The 15,594-nt window shown below is 49.9% G+C and carries 17 protein-coding genes and 3 tRNA genes; 11 read left to right on the plus strand and 9 right to left on the minus strand.

Annotated features, from left to right (window positions below):
• Window position 1 precedes the first annotated feature (1 nt).
• The 7 genes from EBB_RS15835 to EBB_RS15865 form a co-directional block, all read right to left on the minus strand.
• Window positions 2-1,003: a DNA polymerase III subunit delta' gene (locus EBB_RS15835; RefSeq protein ID WP_192394714.1), complete on the minus strand. Its 1,002-nt coding sequence runs from the start codon at window positions 1,001-1,003 to the stop codon at window positions 2-4.
• Window positions 1,003-1,629, minus strand: a complete 627-nt coding sequence (tmk, locus tag EBB_RS15840) for a dTMP kinase (protein WP_192394715.1) — start codon at window positions 1,627-1,629, stop codon at window positions 1,003-1,005. Before tmk ends, EBB_RS15835 begins: the two co-directional genes overlap by 1 nt.
• The gene (mltG, locus tag EBB_RS15845) at window positions 1,626-2,615 is read right to left on the minus strand and encodes an endolytic transglycosylase MltG (RefSeq protein ID WP_306790012.1); all 990 of its coding nucleotides are present in this window, start codon (window positions 2,613-2,615) and stop codon (window positions 1,626-1,628) included. The genes tmk and mltG overlap by 4 nt, the downstream gene beginning before the upstream one ends.
• A gap of 2 nt (window positions 2,616-2,617) precedes the next feature.
• Window positions 2,618-3,439, minus strand: coding sequence for an aminodeoxychorismate lyase (gene pabC / locus EBB_RS15850; RefSeq protein WP_192394716.1), 822 nt, complete (start codon window positions 3,437-3,439; stop codon window positions 2,618-2,620).
• 30 nt (window positions 3,440-3,469) lie between these two features.
• On the minus strand, window positions 3,470-4,714 hold the full coding sequence (gene fabF, locus EBB_RS15855) for a beta-ketoacyl-ACP synthase II (RefSeq protein ID WP_192394717.1): 1,245 nt from the start codon (window positions 4,712-4,714) through the stop codon (window positions 3,470-3,472).
• 90 nt (window positions 4,715-4,804) lie between these two features.
• Complete coding sequence (acpP, locus tag EBB_RS15860) at window positions 4,805-5,038, minus strand: acyl carrier protein (RefSeq protein WP_013820083.1); 234 nt, start codon at window positions 5,036-5,038, stop codon at window positions 4,805-4,807.
• 177 nt (window positions 5,039-5,215) lie between these two features.
• Entirely contained in the window at window positions 5,216-6,148 is a 933-nt protein-coding gene (locus tag EBB_RS15865; protein WP_192394718.1) for a hypothetical protein, read from the minus strand.
• 168 nt (window positions 6,149-6,316) lie between these two features.
• Between EBB_RS15865 and EBB_RS15870 the strand changes: the two genes are divergently transcribed.
• The gene (locus tag EBB_RS15870; protein WP_192394719.1) at window positions 6,317-7,003 is read left to right on the plus strand and encodes a VIT1/CCC1 transporter family protein; all 687 of its coding nucleotides are present in this window, start codon (window positions 6,317-6,319) and stop codon (window positions 7,001-7,003) included.
• A gap of 156 nt (window positions 7,004-7,159) precedes the next feature.
• Window positions 7,160-7,486 carry a hypothetical protein gene (locus EBB_RS15875; RefSeq protein ID WP_192394720.1) on the plus strand — a complete coding sequence of 109 codons (327 nt, stop codon included), beginning with the start codon at window positions 7,160-7,162 and terminating at the stop codon, window positions 7,484-7,486.
• A 130-nt stretch (window positions 7,487-7,616) separates the two neighbouring features.
• On the opposite strand, the gene draG is transcribed toward EBB_RS15875, so the two are convergent.
• Together draG and EBB_RS15885 are read right to left on the minus strand one after the other, a co-directional pair.
• Window positions 7,617-8,516, minus strand: a complete 900-nt coding sequence (draG, locus tag EBB_RS15880) for an ADP-ribosyl-[dinitrogen reductase] hydrolase (protein ID WP_192394721.1) — start codon at window positions 8,514-8,516, stop codon at window positions 7,617-7,619.
• On the minus strand, window positions 8,513-9,319 hold the full coding sequence (locus EBB_RS15885; protein ID WP_192394722.1) for an NAD(+)--dinitrogen-reductase ADP-D-ribosyltransferase: 807 nt from the start codon (window positions 9,317-9,319) through the stop codon (window positions 8,513-8,515). The genes draG and EBB_RS15885 overlap by 4 nt, the downstream gene beginning before the upstream one ends.
• 307 nt (window positions 9,320-9,626) lie before the next feature.
• Here EBB_RS15885 and aqpZ point away from each other — a divergent pair, with 307 nt between their 5' ends.
• From aqpZ to EBB_RS15930, 9 genes are all read left to right on the plus strand, one after another.
• Window positions 9,627-10,316 carry an aquaporin Z gene (gene aqpZ, locus EBB_RS15890; RefSeq protein ID WP_192394723.1) on the plus strand — a complete coding sequence of 230 codons (690 nt, stop codon included), beginning with the start codon at window positions 9,627-9,629 and terminating at the stop codon, window positions 10,314-10,316.
• A 177-nt stretch (window positions 10,317-10,493) separates the two neighbouring features.
• The gene (locus tag EBB_RS15895) at window positions 10,494-10,841 is read left to right on the plus strand and encodes a hypothetical protein (RefSeq protein WP_192394724.1); all 348 of its coding nucleotides are present in this window, start codon (window positions 10,494-10,496) and stop codon (window positions 10,839-10,841) included.
• A 579-nt stretch (window positions 10,842-11,420) separates the two neighbouring features.
• Window positions 11,421-12,767: an IS5 family transposase gene (locus EBB_RS15900; protein WP_225587467.1), complete on the plus strand. Its 1,347-nt coding sequence runs from the start codon at window positions 11,421-11,423 to the stop codon at window positions 12,765-12,767.
• A 45-nt stretch (window positions 12,768-12,812) separates the two neighbouring features.
• Window positions 12,813-13,541: a hypothetical protein gene (locus EBB_RS15905; RefSeq protein ID WP_192394725.1), complete on the plus strand. Its 729-nt coding sequence runs from the start codon at window positions 12,813-12,815 to the stop codon at window positions 13,539-13,541.
• The gene (locus tag EBB_RS15910) at window positions 13,541-14,161 is read left to right on the plus strand and encodes a hypothetical protein (RefSeq protein WP_192394726.1); all 621 of its coding nucleotides are present in this window, start codon (window positions 13,541-13,543) and stop codon (window positions 14,159-14,161) included. The genes EBB_RS15905 and EBB_RS15910 overlap by 1 nt, the downstream gene beginning before the upstream one ends.
• Before the next feature lie 477 nt (window positions 14,162-14,638).
• The gene (locus tag EBB_RS15915; RefSeq protein WP_192394727.1) at window positions 14,639-15,184 is read left to right on the plus strand and encodes a hypothetical protein; all 546 of its coding nucleotides are present in this window, start codon (window positions 14,639-14,641) and stop codon (window positions 15,182-15,184) included.
• 50 nt (window positions 15,185-15,234) lie between these two features.
• Window positions 15,235-15,310: transfer RNA gene (locus EBB_RS15920), tRNA-Gly, on the plus strand.
• Between the two features lie 48 nt (window positions 15,311-15,358).
• A tRNA-Cys gene (locus EBB_RS15925) sits at window positions 15,359-15,432 on the plus strand.
• Between the two features lie 12 nt (window positions 15,433-15,444).
• A tRNA-Gly gene (locus EBB_RS15930) sits at window positions 15,445-15,520 on the plus strand.
• Window positions 15,521-15,594 lie beyond the last annotated feature (74 nt).

The raw sequence follows: 15,594 nt of genomic DNA on the forward strand, positions 1-15,594 counted from the left end.
CTTATTGTCTGTTCAGTTGCGACCAGCTAATCAATAGCTGCTCGACCATCAATTGTTTATTAAGTTGCGTGTTCAATTGCGACTTGGTGGTAAGCACATTATCGTAAAACCGATAGAGGCGTTTCAATTCTAGCCGCTCGGCAAGGGCTTGCAAGGCATTTTTCAGATCAGGGTTGGCAAGCACCGGCGATTCCGCCCGATAAGCATATTTAACAATGTCAGCAACCCAGCTTGCCATCCAGCGCAACACCACGACCAAATCAACCTTTTCCTGCTTTTGCCAGAGCTCGGCGACGGTTAACAGATTCTCCTTGCCTTGCGCCACTTGCAACCAAGCGTCGAAATACTGCCGCCGGAGCTGAATCATATTGAGCTCGGCGTATTGCTTGGCCAATAGAGGAGAGCCTTGGGCCAGTGTTAAGAGCAGATCGGCCTGCTCTCCAACACGCTGCTGCCGCAACCAAGTCATTGCCAGTTCGCGGGCGGGGGTTACGCAATCGATTTTCTGGCAACGACTGCGAATCGTCGCCGGCAAGCGGCTCGGTTGCTCGCTAATCAACAACAAACAAGTGCGTTCGGTCGGCTCTTCCAGACACTTCAAAAACGCATTCGCCGAAGCCGTGTTCAAGGCGTCGGCCGGCTGAATAACCACAACGCGGTAGGCATCGTCGTATTGCGGTTTCAAAGCCAGCTTGACGATTAACTGTCTGATTTTGTCGATACCGATGGCCTTGCCCGGTTCGTCGGGTTCTATCGTCAGAAAATCGGGATGGGTTTGTGCATCGAACAATTTACAAGCCACGCAATGACCGCATGCACTCGCATCGGTTCGCGGTGTATGGCACAACAGGGTTCGAGCGTAGTATCCGGCCAAATGCCGCTTGCCTTGACCAGCCGCGCCGGAAAACAGCAAAGCTTGCGGGATGCGCTGCTGTTCGATATAACCACGCAACTGTCGCCAATTATCCTGTTGCCAGGGATAAACCTGCACTTGGGTACGCATCAATCGGCCCACAAGTCAGCCAACTCAAGGCGCAACTGTTGTTGCACCTCGCTTAAAGGCAAGCTGGCATCGATAATCTTGTAGCGACGCAAATCCGTCGCGGCACGTTGTAAATACGCTTGCCGGACCCGGTCGAAAAACGCCAACTGCTCGGTTTCAAAGCGGTCCAGTTCGCCTCTGTGCTTGGCGCGCTGCATGCCAATTTCTATCGGCGCATCGAAGACAAAGGTCAAATCCGGTCTAAGCGTGCCCTGCACGGTATTTTCCAGCCAGGCTATAGTCTGTAGATCCATATGGCGGCCACCGCCCTGGTACGCATAAGTAGCGTCAGTGAAACGGTCGCACACCACCCACTGCCCTTGCTGCAAAGCCGGCAAGATCACTTGTTGAATATGTTGAGCGCGCGCGGCGAACACCAACAACAACTCGGCTTGCTCGGTCAAACTTTCCTGTTGCCTTTCCAACAAAATCCCGCGAATCTTTTCGGCAATGCCGGTACCGCCCGGCTCGCGGGTCAGCACGAACGGGATGCCCCGCTCTTCCAGAAACTGTTTGATAAATTGCAAATTGGTGGATTTGCCGACGCCTTCACCACCTTCCAGCGTGATAAATCGACCGTGTGTCATCGTTGATATTGATCGACGTATTTTTCGTGTTCCGCCAAGGTCGAAGAAAACGCATGGCGGCCATTGCCGCGGGCGACAAAAAACAAGGCATCGCTATGGTCCGGATGCAAGGCGGCTACAATCGCCTGTTTACCGGGCATCGCAATCGGTGTGGGCGGCAGGCCTTCGATGATATAGGTGTTGTAGGGCGTGGGTTCCCGCAAATCTTTATGTCGGATATCGCCATGGTAATCGTCACCCATACCATAGATGACAGTAGGGTCGGTTTGCAACAACATGCCCTTCTTTAACCGCCGCGCAAATACCCCGGCTATCTTTCTGCGCTCTTCGCCGGCGCCGGTCTCTTTTTCGACGATAGACGCCAAAATCAACGCCTCGTAAGGATTTTCCAAGGGTACGCCGTCATCGCGTTTTTGCCATTCTTCGTTCAACACCGCCTGCATCCGATCATGCGCACGCTTCAGTAAATCGACATCCGAGGTATTTTTTTCAAAGAAATAGGTATCGGGAAAAAACAAACCCTCCGGATGATTCTTATCCGAGCCGATTTGCGCCATCAAGTCTTCCAATTGATTATCGGTCAGCGTGTGTTGCAGGTTGGGGTTGTTTTTGATGGTATTGAACATTTGTTTGAAGGACCAACCCTCTGGAAACGTAATCGAATATTTGCGGGTCTTACCATCGGTCAATTGTTGCAGAATATCCGCGGCGGTAGATCCTTTAGCCAACACATACTCGCCCACTTTCAACAAATGATCGAGATTTTTCCGATAGGCAAACAACCGAAACCACAAGCGATTCACGGTCACCTGCTGGGCACGCAGATTTTTCACCACCGATTCCAGCGTATCGCCTTTTTTAATTTCAATGACAGTTTCTGTCATTACCACCGGCTTTTTGAGAATCAGTTGATAGTGCATGCCGGCCCAAATCGACACCAAACCCAATACCATCAATAATGTAAATGCGATAATGCTTCTAAACACTGCTATACCTCTGCCATGCGGGCTGTGTTGAGCAGGTCTTGCAAACGCCGAGTGATGACACCGACATTAAAAACCTGCGCTTCCAGCCGTTTAATCGGCCAGATACCGATTACCGAGTTGCTGACAAATAACTCGTCAGCGTGCAAAACGGCAGTTTGATCGATTGCTTGCTCAAACAACGGTAGCTTGATGCGCTGCGCGAACTCCATCACCAACTGCCGTACAATACCCGCAACTCCGCATTGCCCTAGCGGCGGCGTGTATAAACTGCCTGACTTGACGATGAATAGATTACTCATCGTGCCTTCTACGACTCTGTCTTGAGTATCCAACATCAAACCCTCTTGAATCGAATCATCTTGCCATTCCGCTCTGGCTAAAATCTGCTCGAGTCGATTCATGTGTTTGATACCGGCCAAGCTCGGATTCAAAGACAAACGCTGTTCGCAAAAACGCGCGGCGATGCCGTCTGTTTGGAACTGAAGGGGATAATCGGGGTAAGGATGCAGGCTGAACAGCCTGGTAGGGACAATTTGCTCGGGTTGCCGATAGCCGCGACCGCCGCTGCCACGCGTGACCATCAACTTCAGCACGGCCCGCTCGCTGGATTCGCATAATTGCCGGGCTTCCCTGTCGAGCAAGGCAGTATCCGGCATCGGGATGCGCAGCCGGCGACAACCCTCTGCTAAGCGTATTAGGTGGCGATCAAAAAACAGCGGTTTGCCCTGCAATACTTCGACAGTCTCGAACAGACCGTCGCCATATTGAAAACCTCGATCAGAAACATCGACACAGTGCCTGTGCTCGCCGTTTAATAAAAACATAGCCAGACGACACTGCGGAAGCGGAAGCGCTTATTGGTAACGTTTGAAAACCAGAGAGCCATTGGTGCCGCCAAAGCCAAACGAGTTGGATATTGCGACATCGATGTTCATGTTTCTGGCGATATTCGGGACGTAATCCAGATCGCATTCGGGATCGGGGTTTTCCAGATTGATGGTCGGCGGTGCTATTTGATGTTGGATAGCCAAGGCGGTCAATACCGCTTCGATACCGCCCGCAGCGCCCAGCAAATGGCCGATCATGGATTTGGTGGAGCTGACGGCCACTTTATAAGCACAATCGCCCAACGCCAATTTCATCGCATGCGTTTCGCCAATATCGCCCGCTGGCGTCGAAGTACCGTGGGCGTTGATATAGTGCACGTCTTCAGGATTAACTTTGGCGTCACGCATCGCATTGCGCATGCAGCGCGCCGCGCCTTCGCCACCTTCCGACGGCGAGGTGATGTGGTAAGCGTCACCGCTCATCCCATAACCGACGAGTTCCGCGTAAATTTTTGCCCCACGCGCCTTGGCGTGCTCCAATTCTTCCAGGACCACTACGCCGGCGCCATCGCTGAGGACGAAACCGTCACGGTCGCGATCCCAGGGCCGGCTAGCGGTGGTAGGGCTGTCATTACGACGGGACAAGGCTTTTGCCGAAGCAAATCCACCCATCGCGGTCGGCGAGGTGGTGCAACGCTCTGCGCCACCAGCCACCATCACATCGGCGTCGCCGTATTTGATCAGCCTTGCCGCGTCGCCGATATTATGCGTACCCGTGGAACAGGCGGTGACGATGGCAAAGTTGGGGCCTTTCAAACCGTATTTGATCGACAGATTACCGGAAATCATATTGATGATATTGCCCGGCACAAAAAACGGCGAGATCCGCCGTGGCCCGCCCGCCACGTAGGTGGCATAGCATTCTTCAATGCCGGTGATACCACCGATGCCGGCGCCGATGGCTACGCCGATCCGTTCGGCATTTTCTTCGGTGACTTCAAAACCGGAATCCTCAATCGCCTGGCAACCCGCCGCGATGCCGTAGTGCACGAAACCGTCCATGCGTTTAGCATCTTTCTCGGCTATATAGTCGCCGATATTGAAATTTCTGATGACACCGCCGAACGTCGTTGCAAAAGGGGATATGTCAAATGAATCGATCGGACTAATGCCGCTCTTCCCGTTGACAATGCCATCCCAGGTATCGGCAACATTATTGGCTAACGGCGTAATGGCGCCTAAGCCCGTTATAACAACTCGACGTGTGCTCACAGTAAACTACCGGTAAAAAAAGAAGACAACCAGAGAAGGGAGATAAACCGGCTAGTGGATGGCAAGCACCCACTAACTTTTGGAAACAACTTACTGCAGATTGGCGTTGATGTAATCGATAGCCAATTGGACTGTGGTGATTTTTTCAGCTTCTTCGTCTGGAATTTCGCATTCGAATTCTTCTTCCAGAGCCATGACGAGTTCAACTGTGTCTAAAGAATCAGCACCAAGATCGTCAACAAAAGACGCATCGTTCGCGATTTCTTCTTTTACGCCTAATTGTTCTGCGACAATCTTTTTTACTCGTTCTTCGATATTACTCATATTTTTTTCCTCGAACAATGCAAATGCCTGACTGCGAGCACTTACCTTATCTTTAGTGTTGTATTAATTGAATTTGCAATCTCGTCACTGGCCTTGCCTAACGACAACGCGGATTATACTTTATGTTCCAAAAAATTCACAACATTCGCCCGCGACTAGGCGATTCGCGGCCTGCGGCTATGTTTTCCCGCTCAAATTTTTAATAATTTCTTCCAACGGCACCAAATTCAGTTTGATCCGGAACAAAACCGCCTTGTTCTCCAACACCCCAAAGCATTCGTAGGTGCGCAACATGATGCTGGTGTGATTCAAGGTCTTGTCCGGCGACTCCGGCAATTGCTTGACCAGAATATGTAGCTTGTCGTTGTTTTTCAGCTTTGCCAGATGCACGCGATCAACCGATATATCGTGCGAGGTGTACACCATCGGATTGCGCTTGAAATCGTGATTTTCCAACTGCGCTTTCTCCAGCAAGGCGCCGGACGTCAAACTACAGGGAAACACTTCTGGATACTGCGCCACTTGCAATAACTCGTCGAAATAATCGGACTGTTCCGCAAACGAACCAGACAGAAAATTCTTGACGTTGCCGTTATTCATCCACTTGCGTTTCAGAAAAAACTCGGTGCCGGGCACCACGGTTTTATCGGGTAGCGCATTCAAATCCGGTAGACCGTCTAAATCGGTATCCGCTAAAAACAAAGGCTGTTTCGTTTCTTTTTTATACCCGAGCAAGATGGTTTTACCTTGCGATTTGATGGCGATGCGGTTAGTCAGAGTCAGCTCGGGTATTGTTGCGATCAGGGTTTTTTTAATATCCAGCGTCATCGGCTGCCGCGGCCGCAAGGCATTGACGAAGATGATCTGATAATTGCTGAACCGTAGCTGATTGTCGGCAATAATCTGGTCTTCGTGATGCGCCTCCCTATACAAGCGCATTTGGTATTCGATCAGCGTGTTCAACTGAAAACCCAACACAATCGGACCTTTGAACGGATTGTGGGTAACCTGTAGCCATTTATGCTTGTCGTGAAACAGGTTGAAATCGTCGGACGCGTTGCGGGCGACTTCGATATGAATTTGTTCGAAAGTAAACGACTGATCTTTCATCGATGGCCAATAACTATAGAGATTAGCCGGCTATTCTAGGCCGATTGCCACGAATCTGGAAATAACGCACCCAACCAGCCCATTCTGAGCCGACAACAATCCTCGGCGTGGACCGGAAATCAGGGTACTATCGACAACACCTCACTTTCTCGGGCAGCGAAAAGCCACATGCATATCGAACGACACAAAAACCACCGAATCGGCTGGCTCCGCGCCGCCGTATTGGGCGCGAATGACGGCATCGTTTCCACCGCCAGCCTGATTTTGGGCGTCGCGGCAGCGGGCGTGGATGGCAAACATATCTTGATCGCCGGTGTTGCCGGTTTGGTTGCCGGCGCGATGTCCATGGCTGCCGGCGAATATGTATCGGTGTGTTCGCAAGCCGACACCGAACACGCCGACCTGGAGCGCGAGCGTCGGGAACTCGCTGCGTACCCGGAACACGAGCATGCGGAAATGACCTCCATTTACGTCGAACGCGGCCTGGACGAAACGCTGGCCGCCGAAGTTGCCCGCCAGCTCATGGCCTACGACGCGTTAGGCGCGCACAGCCGCGACGAACTTGGCATCACAGACACCTCTGCCGCGCGCCCGGTGTTGGCGGCGTTTTCATCCGCAGCTAGTTTTTCGATCGGCGCCATATTGCCTTTATCGATTGTGTTTTGGGCACCGGCAGCGCTGTTGATTTGGGCCGTAGCGAGCGGCTCCTTGGCGCTGTTGGTATCGCTAGGCGTCCTATCCGCCCGTGCCGGCGGTGCCTCCATGCTAGTTGCAGGGGCTCGGGTGAGTTTTTTGGGTGCCCTAGCGATGGGATTAACCACGGCAGTCGGAACGCTTTTTGGCGTCGCGGTTTAACCCCCATGACATGAACAAATCCGGTTCTGCAGCAGCACACAATCCATACACCAACCTCACGGTAATATCTCTCACCTTAGCGGTGTAAAAGTTAACTTACTAACGCTCCGGATAGCCACAATGATTGCCGCCAAACAATCAAATCGGGAGACCATCATGAAAACACGTTCCTACTTATTTATATTCACAGCGATTATTACCGGATTTATTACCAACGCATCGGCCCAGACTAGCATTCTGGCAAAAAGCCCGACCACCAGAACGACGCCCTTTTCCGGGACCTACCTTGTTAAAAAAACCGATGGTGGCGATAACCCGCAACCTATCGTTACAACCTGTAGCGCCGGTCAAAATGAAAGTTGCGCCCAGTTTGCCAGCGACTGCTTGGCGGCCGACGGCTATTACGACGGAGATAAAACAGGCGGCACCTGCTGCGCCGGCGTGGATCATCCCAGCAACAATCCCGGCAGCGCTTGCAATTGAGTTTTAGCCATAACAAATTTCAGTTTATCGACCACGGATTAATCCGCCAGCCCGTCTCTATCAACACCGCTAGGAAGTCAGCAGCGAGATGGGCTGGCGCTCAACCCCGGATAGCAATCTATCGAAGAAGTCAGCCTTGCCGAATTTGACCTTCACCGAGCCCCACCCCCAGCAACGCCGAAGTCTGCTCCTGAATCTTTACATCGATACTTCGATCCAAGCTATCGAGCCAACGCTGCGGAATCTGTTCCAACCCGTATTTCGCCCCGGCCAACATCCCCGCCAAGGCTCCCGTCGTATCCGCATCCCCCCCCTGATTCACGATAGCGATCAGGTAAGACTCAAAACTGTCGGTGTTGAAAAAATAATGCAACACCGTCTGCACAGTATCGACAATATAGCCCGAGGCTTTGCCCGGATACGGGTTGTAGGCAAATTCGCTGTGCTGGTCAATCAATCGTTCGGCTTCCAGCCGACAGGCGTCAAGGCCTTGCCCGTGAATCAATAGATTGGTCATCCGTCCCAATGCTAACGTTGCGGCATCGGACAGCGAATTGTGGTGGGTGATATGACTCTGCTCCAGGCTCCAAGCTTCTAAATCGTCCGGTCGGTCCAAAGTTGCCAGCACCACCGGCAAATTACGCATGCAGGCACCATTGCCGGCATCGTCTTCACGCGGCAAACCCGCCAATAAACCTTCGTCACGATACCGCAGGATGCCGCGCCGGCAAGTATTGCCCACATCCGGCGGATCGCTTTCCAGCCAGGCCAGGAAATTGTCGGCCACGGCCCGTAAGTTCCAGCCTTGATGATCGATGATGGCTTGGCCCAAGGCCAGCGACATTTGCGTGTCGTCGGTGACTTGCCCTGGCTCCAAGCCCAGCCAGCCGCCACCTATCATTTCGGTATGCACGCCGTAACGGTTCTGAATTTGCTTCGGCGCCATGAATTCCACCGTCGCGCCCAATGCATCGCCGCAGGCAAAACCCAAGTAAGTCCCCAAGGCCCTATTCATTAACTGCTCGTTCATCGCTGCACCTTTACTCGATAATCGCCGCCGATCACTAAGTATTCGCCTTCCCCACGCAAAGCATGATGCGGCAGTAAGTCGCTAAAAAACACCAGTTTCACCATCGGCACCTCAACTTTTAATATATACCCGCCAAATTCGCTGGCGATACTAGGGCGGTCGGTAAAAGACACGATGCTATTGAAGCGGACGATTTTGTGCTGTTTGTCTTGCTCGGTAACGCTCCAATCGTCCAACGCATTGACCCCGCGATAAAGGGTTTTATGGGTCGCGGCCGGCACCTGAAAACGCTCAATCACCCATTGGCAAAATTCATACAGCAAATCCAGTTGCATATAGATGCAATTGTTGTGATAGCGGCTGTTCATCTTTTCTTCGATGTAAGTTAGCCAGTCCTTGCTCATGAAACTGCTGATTTGTTGTTTATGGTAATTGGGGAACAGGCCAAAGCGGCTTTCCACCCACCCCTTCAGTACTGCACCTTGAGCGTTATTGGAATCCAGCCCCCAATCCTGAATCAGGCGTAGATAACTGTTGCGGTAACGCCGCCGGCCCTCGGCATCGTCGCGCAAACGCTGCTCGGTTTCGAAGCCGAATACCACGCACATGTAGTCTTGAAATATCCGCCCGCAATCCGCCAATGTGGATTGTCCGGCCAACTGTTCAAACAGTCCGGGCGCTGACTCACGGGTGCCGGCGATATGCAGGGGTTTGGGGTATTCATTAAATAGGTGACTGGCCAAACACGCCGTCGCCATGCCGATCAAATTGGTACTGTGGCCGTGCTGGGAAATATCGGACATGGGTTAACCGGGAAGAATGTCGGGCGGTGATAAGCCCTAATTCTCACATCGAATAGGGAATTTAGCCATATTGAAAAGACCTGGCCAGATTAATTTTTCGGAATTCACAGCAGCATAAAAATTCGCACCATTCCACGCAACCGGGTAGCTAGCTGGAAATAGCAAGAACCAAGCAAGAACCTAGCCGTTTTTTGTGATTGACATCACACAAAGACAGAGAATACAGTGCGCTAGCCGATTGATTATTAAACAAAAACAATAGGTGATCAATGACGGGCAAAACAATAACAAAACACAGGAGAGTCATATGAAAAAGTATGTAGCCGAGTCCTTCGGGACATTTTGGTTGGTTCTTGGTGGCTGCGGAAGCGCGGTATTAGCAGCCGCATTTCCGAATGTGGGCATCGGCTTGCTCGGCGTTTCGCTGGCGTTCGGTTTGACGGTACTGACCATGGCCTATGCCATCGGCCATATTTCCGGCTGCCATCTCAATCCGGCGGTGTCGGTTGGCTTGTGGATGGGCGGCCGGTTTCCAGCCAATCAATTGCTGCCTTACATTGTCGCCCAAGTCATCGGCGCGATTGCGGCCGGCGGTGTACTGTATTTAATCGCCAGCGGCAAGGCAGGTTTTGATGTGGCTGCGGGATTTGCCTCCAACGGTTACGGCGAACATTCGCCGGGCGGTTACTCCCTGCTATCCGCTCTGGTTACCGAAGTGGTGATGACGATGATGTTTTTACTGATCATCCTCGGCGCCACCGATGCCCGCGCCCCGGCCGGCCTGGCACCTATCGCGATTGGCTTGGGACTAACCTTAATTCACTTGATCAGCATTCCGGTCACCAACACCTCGGTCAATCCCGCACGTAGCCTGGGCGTGGCGGTGTATGTCGGCGATTGGGCCTTGGCGCAACTTTGGCTGTTCTGGCTGGCACCGATTATCGGCGGGGTGTTGGGCGCTTTGGTCTATCGTTTTATCGGTAGCCCCGACGAGTAAACCCTGAGCTTAGTTCAGCGCAGCTCCGCAAGCCTTCGTCATTCCCGCGAAAGCGGGAATCCATTTTGACAACTGGGCTACCTGCTGCGCGTCATCGACAGCATTAGGGCCGGATTAATTCAGGCATCGTCGGCCGACCACCTATCTTGAAATCAAAATTTCGCCAGCGATTCTGATATGAATATAAAAACCTACCAGGGCCGATCAAATGTATCCAGCGCAATAGCCCTAAGTGCCCCTTACCTCATCGTTGCGGACGACGAAGACAACAAGCTAAGCGTGTTCGACCATCTGACGCAAAATCCAGCCGATCCCGAAGAGCTGAATATCGAAGCCACGTTCTTTTTTCCGAATGCGGGGAGTCGCTATTTTTGCCGAAAGATTTTTTCGAGCTTCCCAGCAGGAAAAAATCGGCAAAAATCACGCGACCGCTTATGCCTTCGGCACCCCGATTCGTCCGCGTCACCACGTTTCGACCCAACAAGGGGATCGAAACATTGGCTCTCGCATGACTTGACGCCGTAGCGCCTTGCAGGTTTTCGCAGCGAAGCGGAGAAAACCTGCAAGGCGCTACGGCTATCGGGGACTAAAAATCTTCACTTCGCTGACGCTCCGTTTCCAAGATTTTCAGCGAATAAAAACCAGGTCGTACTGCTAAGCGACGATGGCAAGGACAAGAAAAGCTTTCAATGCGTTTCCGTGGCGCGTAAAGGGAAATACCCGATTTTTAGATTCGAATTAATTAAGGTAAAAAACGCCCCGCTTTGAATATTTCTGCTTCCACCCGGAAGAGATTCAATAACAAATCGTATTTGAGTAGGCGACTTGAACCCGCCTTGTATATCACCCTGGATTAGGGCGACACACAGAAACCGCATCATTACTACATATACTGCACAAAATAACACTTATATAATATTGGAAAAGTAAAATGGAAAACTTTGTTATATTGATTGGCGGCCCAGGTTTATTTAGTCGCCCCTGAAAAGCCACAAATTCACGGCTAAAGCATTGAAACACAATAAATAATTGAAGAAAAAGACGGGCAATAATTGCAAGAAATTAGTAAAATAGATATTAATTTCTTGCAAATTTTTATCGAAAATGAAGCCAAAATCCCAAGAAAGTAGCGGCCAAATCGATCTATTCAACACACCACTGGCCGACCTGTTGAATCCGAAGCATGAGCTTTACCAACTGGCAAATTTGATCGATTGGAAAGTACTGGATGATGCGTTCGGTGAATTTTTTACCGAGAACCAAGGCGCTCCGGCGTTGCCAACGCGTCTTATTGCCGGGCTTCATTACCTCAAACATGCGTTTGCACGCTCGGACGAAGCGGTCGTGGCACAGTGGCTTGAAAATCCCTATTGGCAATATTTTTGTGGCGAAGAGTATTTCCAACACCAGATACCTTGCCACCCCACGTCACTGACCTATTGGCGAAAACGGATCGGAGAAGAAGGTTGCGAGTGGATGTTATCGGTGACGATCCAGGCTGGCGTAGCCAGCAAGACCGTGAAGAAACAGGATTTTGAATCGGTGACGGTTGATAGCACGGTGCAAGAGAAAGCCATCACGTATCCGACCGATGGAAAATTGTATGAACGCTGTCGCCAGCACATGGTACGTCTGGCTGAGCAGCATGAGATTACACTACGGCAGAACTACAACCGCAAAGCCCCCTATTTGCTGATGATGGCGAACCGGTACAGTCATGCCAAGCAAATGAAGCGCAAACGCAAAATGCTCAAACAGCTCAAAACTTTGGTGGGTCGGGTTTACCGAGATATCGAGCGCCAATTGACGGATCAATCCGATGCAGTCAAATTGGCTTTTAAAGAGACGCTAGAGAAAACCCAACGGATTTTGAACCAACAACCCCAGGATAAAAACAAGCTGTACAGTTTCCACGCCACGGAAGTCGAATGCATTTCCAAAGGCAAAGTCCACAAGAAGTATGAATTCGGCGTCAAAGTGGGCATCACCGTCACCAACAAAAGTAATTTTGTGCTCGGCGCCCGCAGCTTTTCCGGTAATCCCTACGATGGACACACCCTGGAATCGTGTCTGGAACAGGCGGAGATTCTAAGCGGTACACGCGCAAAAGAAGCTTTTGTGGATTTAGGATACCGTGGTGTCGAGGTCCCGAACGTGACCATTTACAAAGCCCGGCAAAAGAGAGGAATAAACACCCGGCGACTCAAACGCGCCCTCAAACGCCGCAATGCCATCGAACCCGTCATCGGGCACCTCAAAAACGACGGATTGCTGGGCCGCAATTACCTGAAAGGCGAACTGGGCGATGCCATGCATGCCATCTTATGCGGTGCTGACCACAATATCCGTATAATCCTCAGGCAGTTGAGGATTTTTTTGCCTCATTTTTGGAGACCGCCATGTCGGATTTTGGCGCGGCCATTGAGCGCGCCGTTTTTATTGTCGGCCTGAATGCTGGTGTTCGGAAAATATCGGCTTTTTCAGGGACGACTATTTATGGGTTGTGATAAAGCTCATGACCAGCGTTGGTCAAATTATATTGTGCCACTGCAGTTGGCTGCGATGAAGAACTTGTACAATAAACAACCCAAGGAATTGATTCATTGGGTGTTATACGAGCCGCCTTATAAAAAAAGATGGGAAGCTGATTCAATTATCACCAAAACGGAAGAAAAGGAAGATGACGGATATAACCTACACAGCATCCGAAAAATGGCAACAGATAAATTAATAGCAGCAGGCGGCACCAGCTATATAAATAAAATTCAAACTATTGCTAAAACCTATAGCATTCAATACAAAGGAATTAACCAACCAGAAGACTTTTGGAATTATCTGCTATCACTGAGCGATAACTCTATTAGCCGGGTTTGGTATAGCGGACATGCTAGTGGGGATGGATTAATGCTAGCACTTACTCATAATTCGGCATGTCAAGCGGCTGCTTTTGCTACTGATATGCTATATAAAGCAGATATTTTAAAAAAGAGCGTTCTAGTTAAGAAGTTCATCAAAAAACCCAAGCAGGTTTCAAAATTTTATGGATGCCACACCGAAGGCTTCGCAAAAACCTGGAATGGAGTTTTCGGCGTGGCTACCGCAGGGGCAAAAAATAAAATCGATTTTGGCGTTGTTGATACTCCATCTAACATAGCAAATATAATGGAAAGGATTGAAAAAACCCCCACTTCACTCGGTAATCCAGACTGGACGGAATACAAGTAATGCATATAACAGTCCTTTCCAGAACTATCATTTTAGTGCTGTTTTTAATTTTTAGTTTCAGCTGCGACGCTGCAAATAGTGAACAAAAAAATCTTGAATTTATTTTACCAAAATCCTTTGAGCAAATATATCTCGCCAAATTTGGCCTGGACTTTCCTAAAACACTAGACATCTTAAATAGATGCATTCAATATAATGACAAGCAATGTTTGAAAGCTTATAACGAGGTTATGGAAGGAAAAAAAACACTCCAATCCGTTCATTCCTCTGATGCCCTAGAAACAACACTAAATATTATTGAAAAAGCCTGTCTTTCCAAAGATGAAAACCTGGCAAATTTTACTTGCTATGGCGGCATTATATCCTTGTATTTTTATAACTCTCCGGAACAGGATGCCAAAATTCTTGAGCGAATAAAAATCTATCCAAAGAAGATTAAAAACATGATTTTTGATAATGAATTCTATTGGTTTTACAACAGGCCAAATAAGGATGTGTGGATAAACGCGGTATCAACGATGGATGTCGATTGGAAAAATGACACTTACAAACAATATATTTTGAGCCTTTTTAGAAAAAGCATTGAAGAAGCAAAAGGTGAAACTTGGGTATCGAGATAGGACCGCAGATTGGTTTGGAGCAAAACGGAAAACCAGTTTTCCTCCAAGATTGATGGATTAACCAGCCCAACGAACTCTTCCGTCTCCACAACCTTAGCCATATCCCGATTAGTCAAAAAATACACCATCGAAATAGCCACCAAAAAGAACAAGTCGAAGTAAAAATCACATTCATGATCGGACCAAAAAGATCTGACTCCTATCATCACAGACCCGAGCACCACCACAACAACCACTATCAAAGAATCCAGATTCAAACTGGTAACGCCGAACTCGACAATCACATCCGCCAACCCCATGCAAAGCCAGCAAACCAGCGATCCAACTAGCTTTTTTATCCCAGCCTGTTCATTTTTGCTACAGTTCCCCTTAAGATACGACCAAATGACTAAAAAAATGAATGCTTGAAATGTTCGAACGGCGTGGTAACTTTAGCCACTTAACCATAATAATAACTAGCTTAAGAGGAAACATCGCATGAGCCTTGACGAAAACAACAACGAGACTGAAGCCCAAAATCAAGCTGAAGAGCCTAAGCAACCGGAAACAAGTTCAGCCGGTGATTCCGCTGCGGCAGCAAAAGATGCGGCCGGCAATATTGTCGCTAACCTGTTGGCCCTGAAAGAATCCAATCCTAAAGTATTTTTTGGCGGTGTCGGCGCGTTAGCACTGATCGTGGTAGCCATGTTTTTGGGCGGCGGTTCTGATGCCAAATTGCCGGTTCACCAAGCGAAAGCCATGGTCCCAGGCCAAAACTACGTATTGAAAAGCCCCAACACTTACGATCCAAATGCAACTGTCAGATTAGTCGCCGTCCCCGGCTCCATGGCCGCTTACGATGATACCGAAGAAAATGATCGCGACGGCGCTTGCAAACACATGCCGCTTAACACCGCAGTGAAACTGATTCAAGCTCAAGCGGATACCACAGACAAAAACGTTCAGTGGGCGGAAGTTGAGATCACGGAATCCGGCGAATGCCAAGGCCGAAAAGCCTGGACTTCAGCAATAAACCTGCAATAACTGTTGACACAAAAAAATATCTTTTTATAATACGCAGGATAGTAAGCCAAGCGGGAATAGCTCAGTTGGTAGAGCACGACCTTGCCAAGGTCGGGGTCGCGAGTTCGAGTCTCGTTTCCCGCTCCAAATTTGAAAAGCCGCGGCAAATCGCGGCTTTTTTATTGCACCTATAAAGGCTGCGTAGCAAAATGGTTATGCAGCGGCCTGCAAAGCCGTATATACCGGTTCGATTCCGGTCGCAGCCTCCACTATTATATTTTGCGGGAATAGCTCAGTTGGTAGAGCACGACCTTGCCAAGGTCGGGGTCGCGAGTTCGAGTCTCGTTTCCCGCTCCAAATTTAAAAAGCCGTGATTTATCGCGGCTTTTTTATTGTCTGAAGATAAGTAAACCACAGCTTGTGGACGGGCG

Origin of the sequence: Methylomonas fluvii, from assembly GCF_014850975.1 — a bacterium.
Lineage (GTDB): Bacteria > Pseudomonadota > Gammaproteobacteria > Methylococcales > Methylomonadaceae > Methylomonas > Methylomonas fluvii.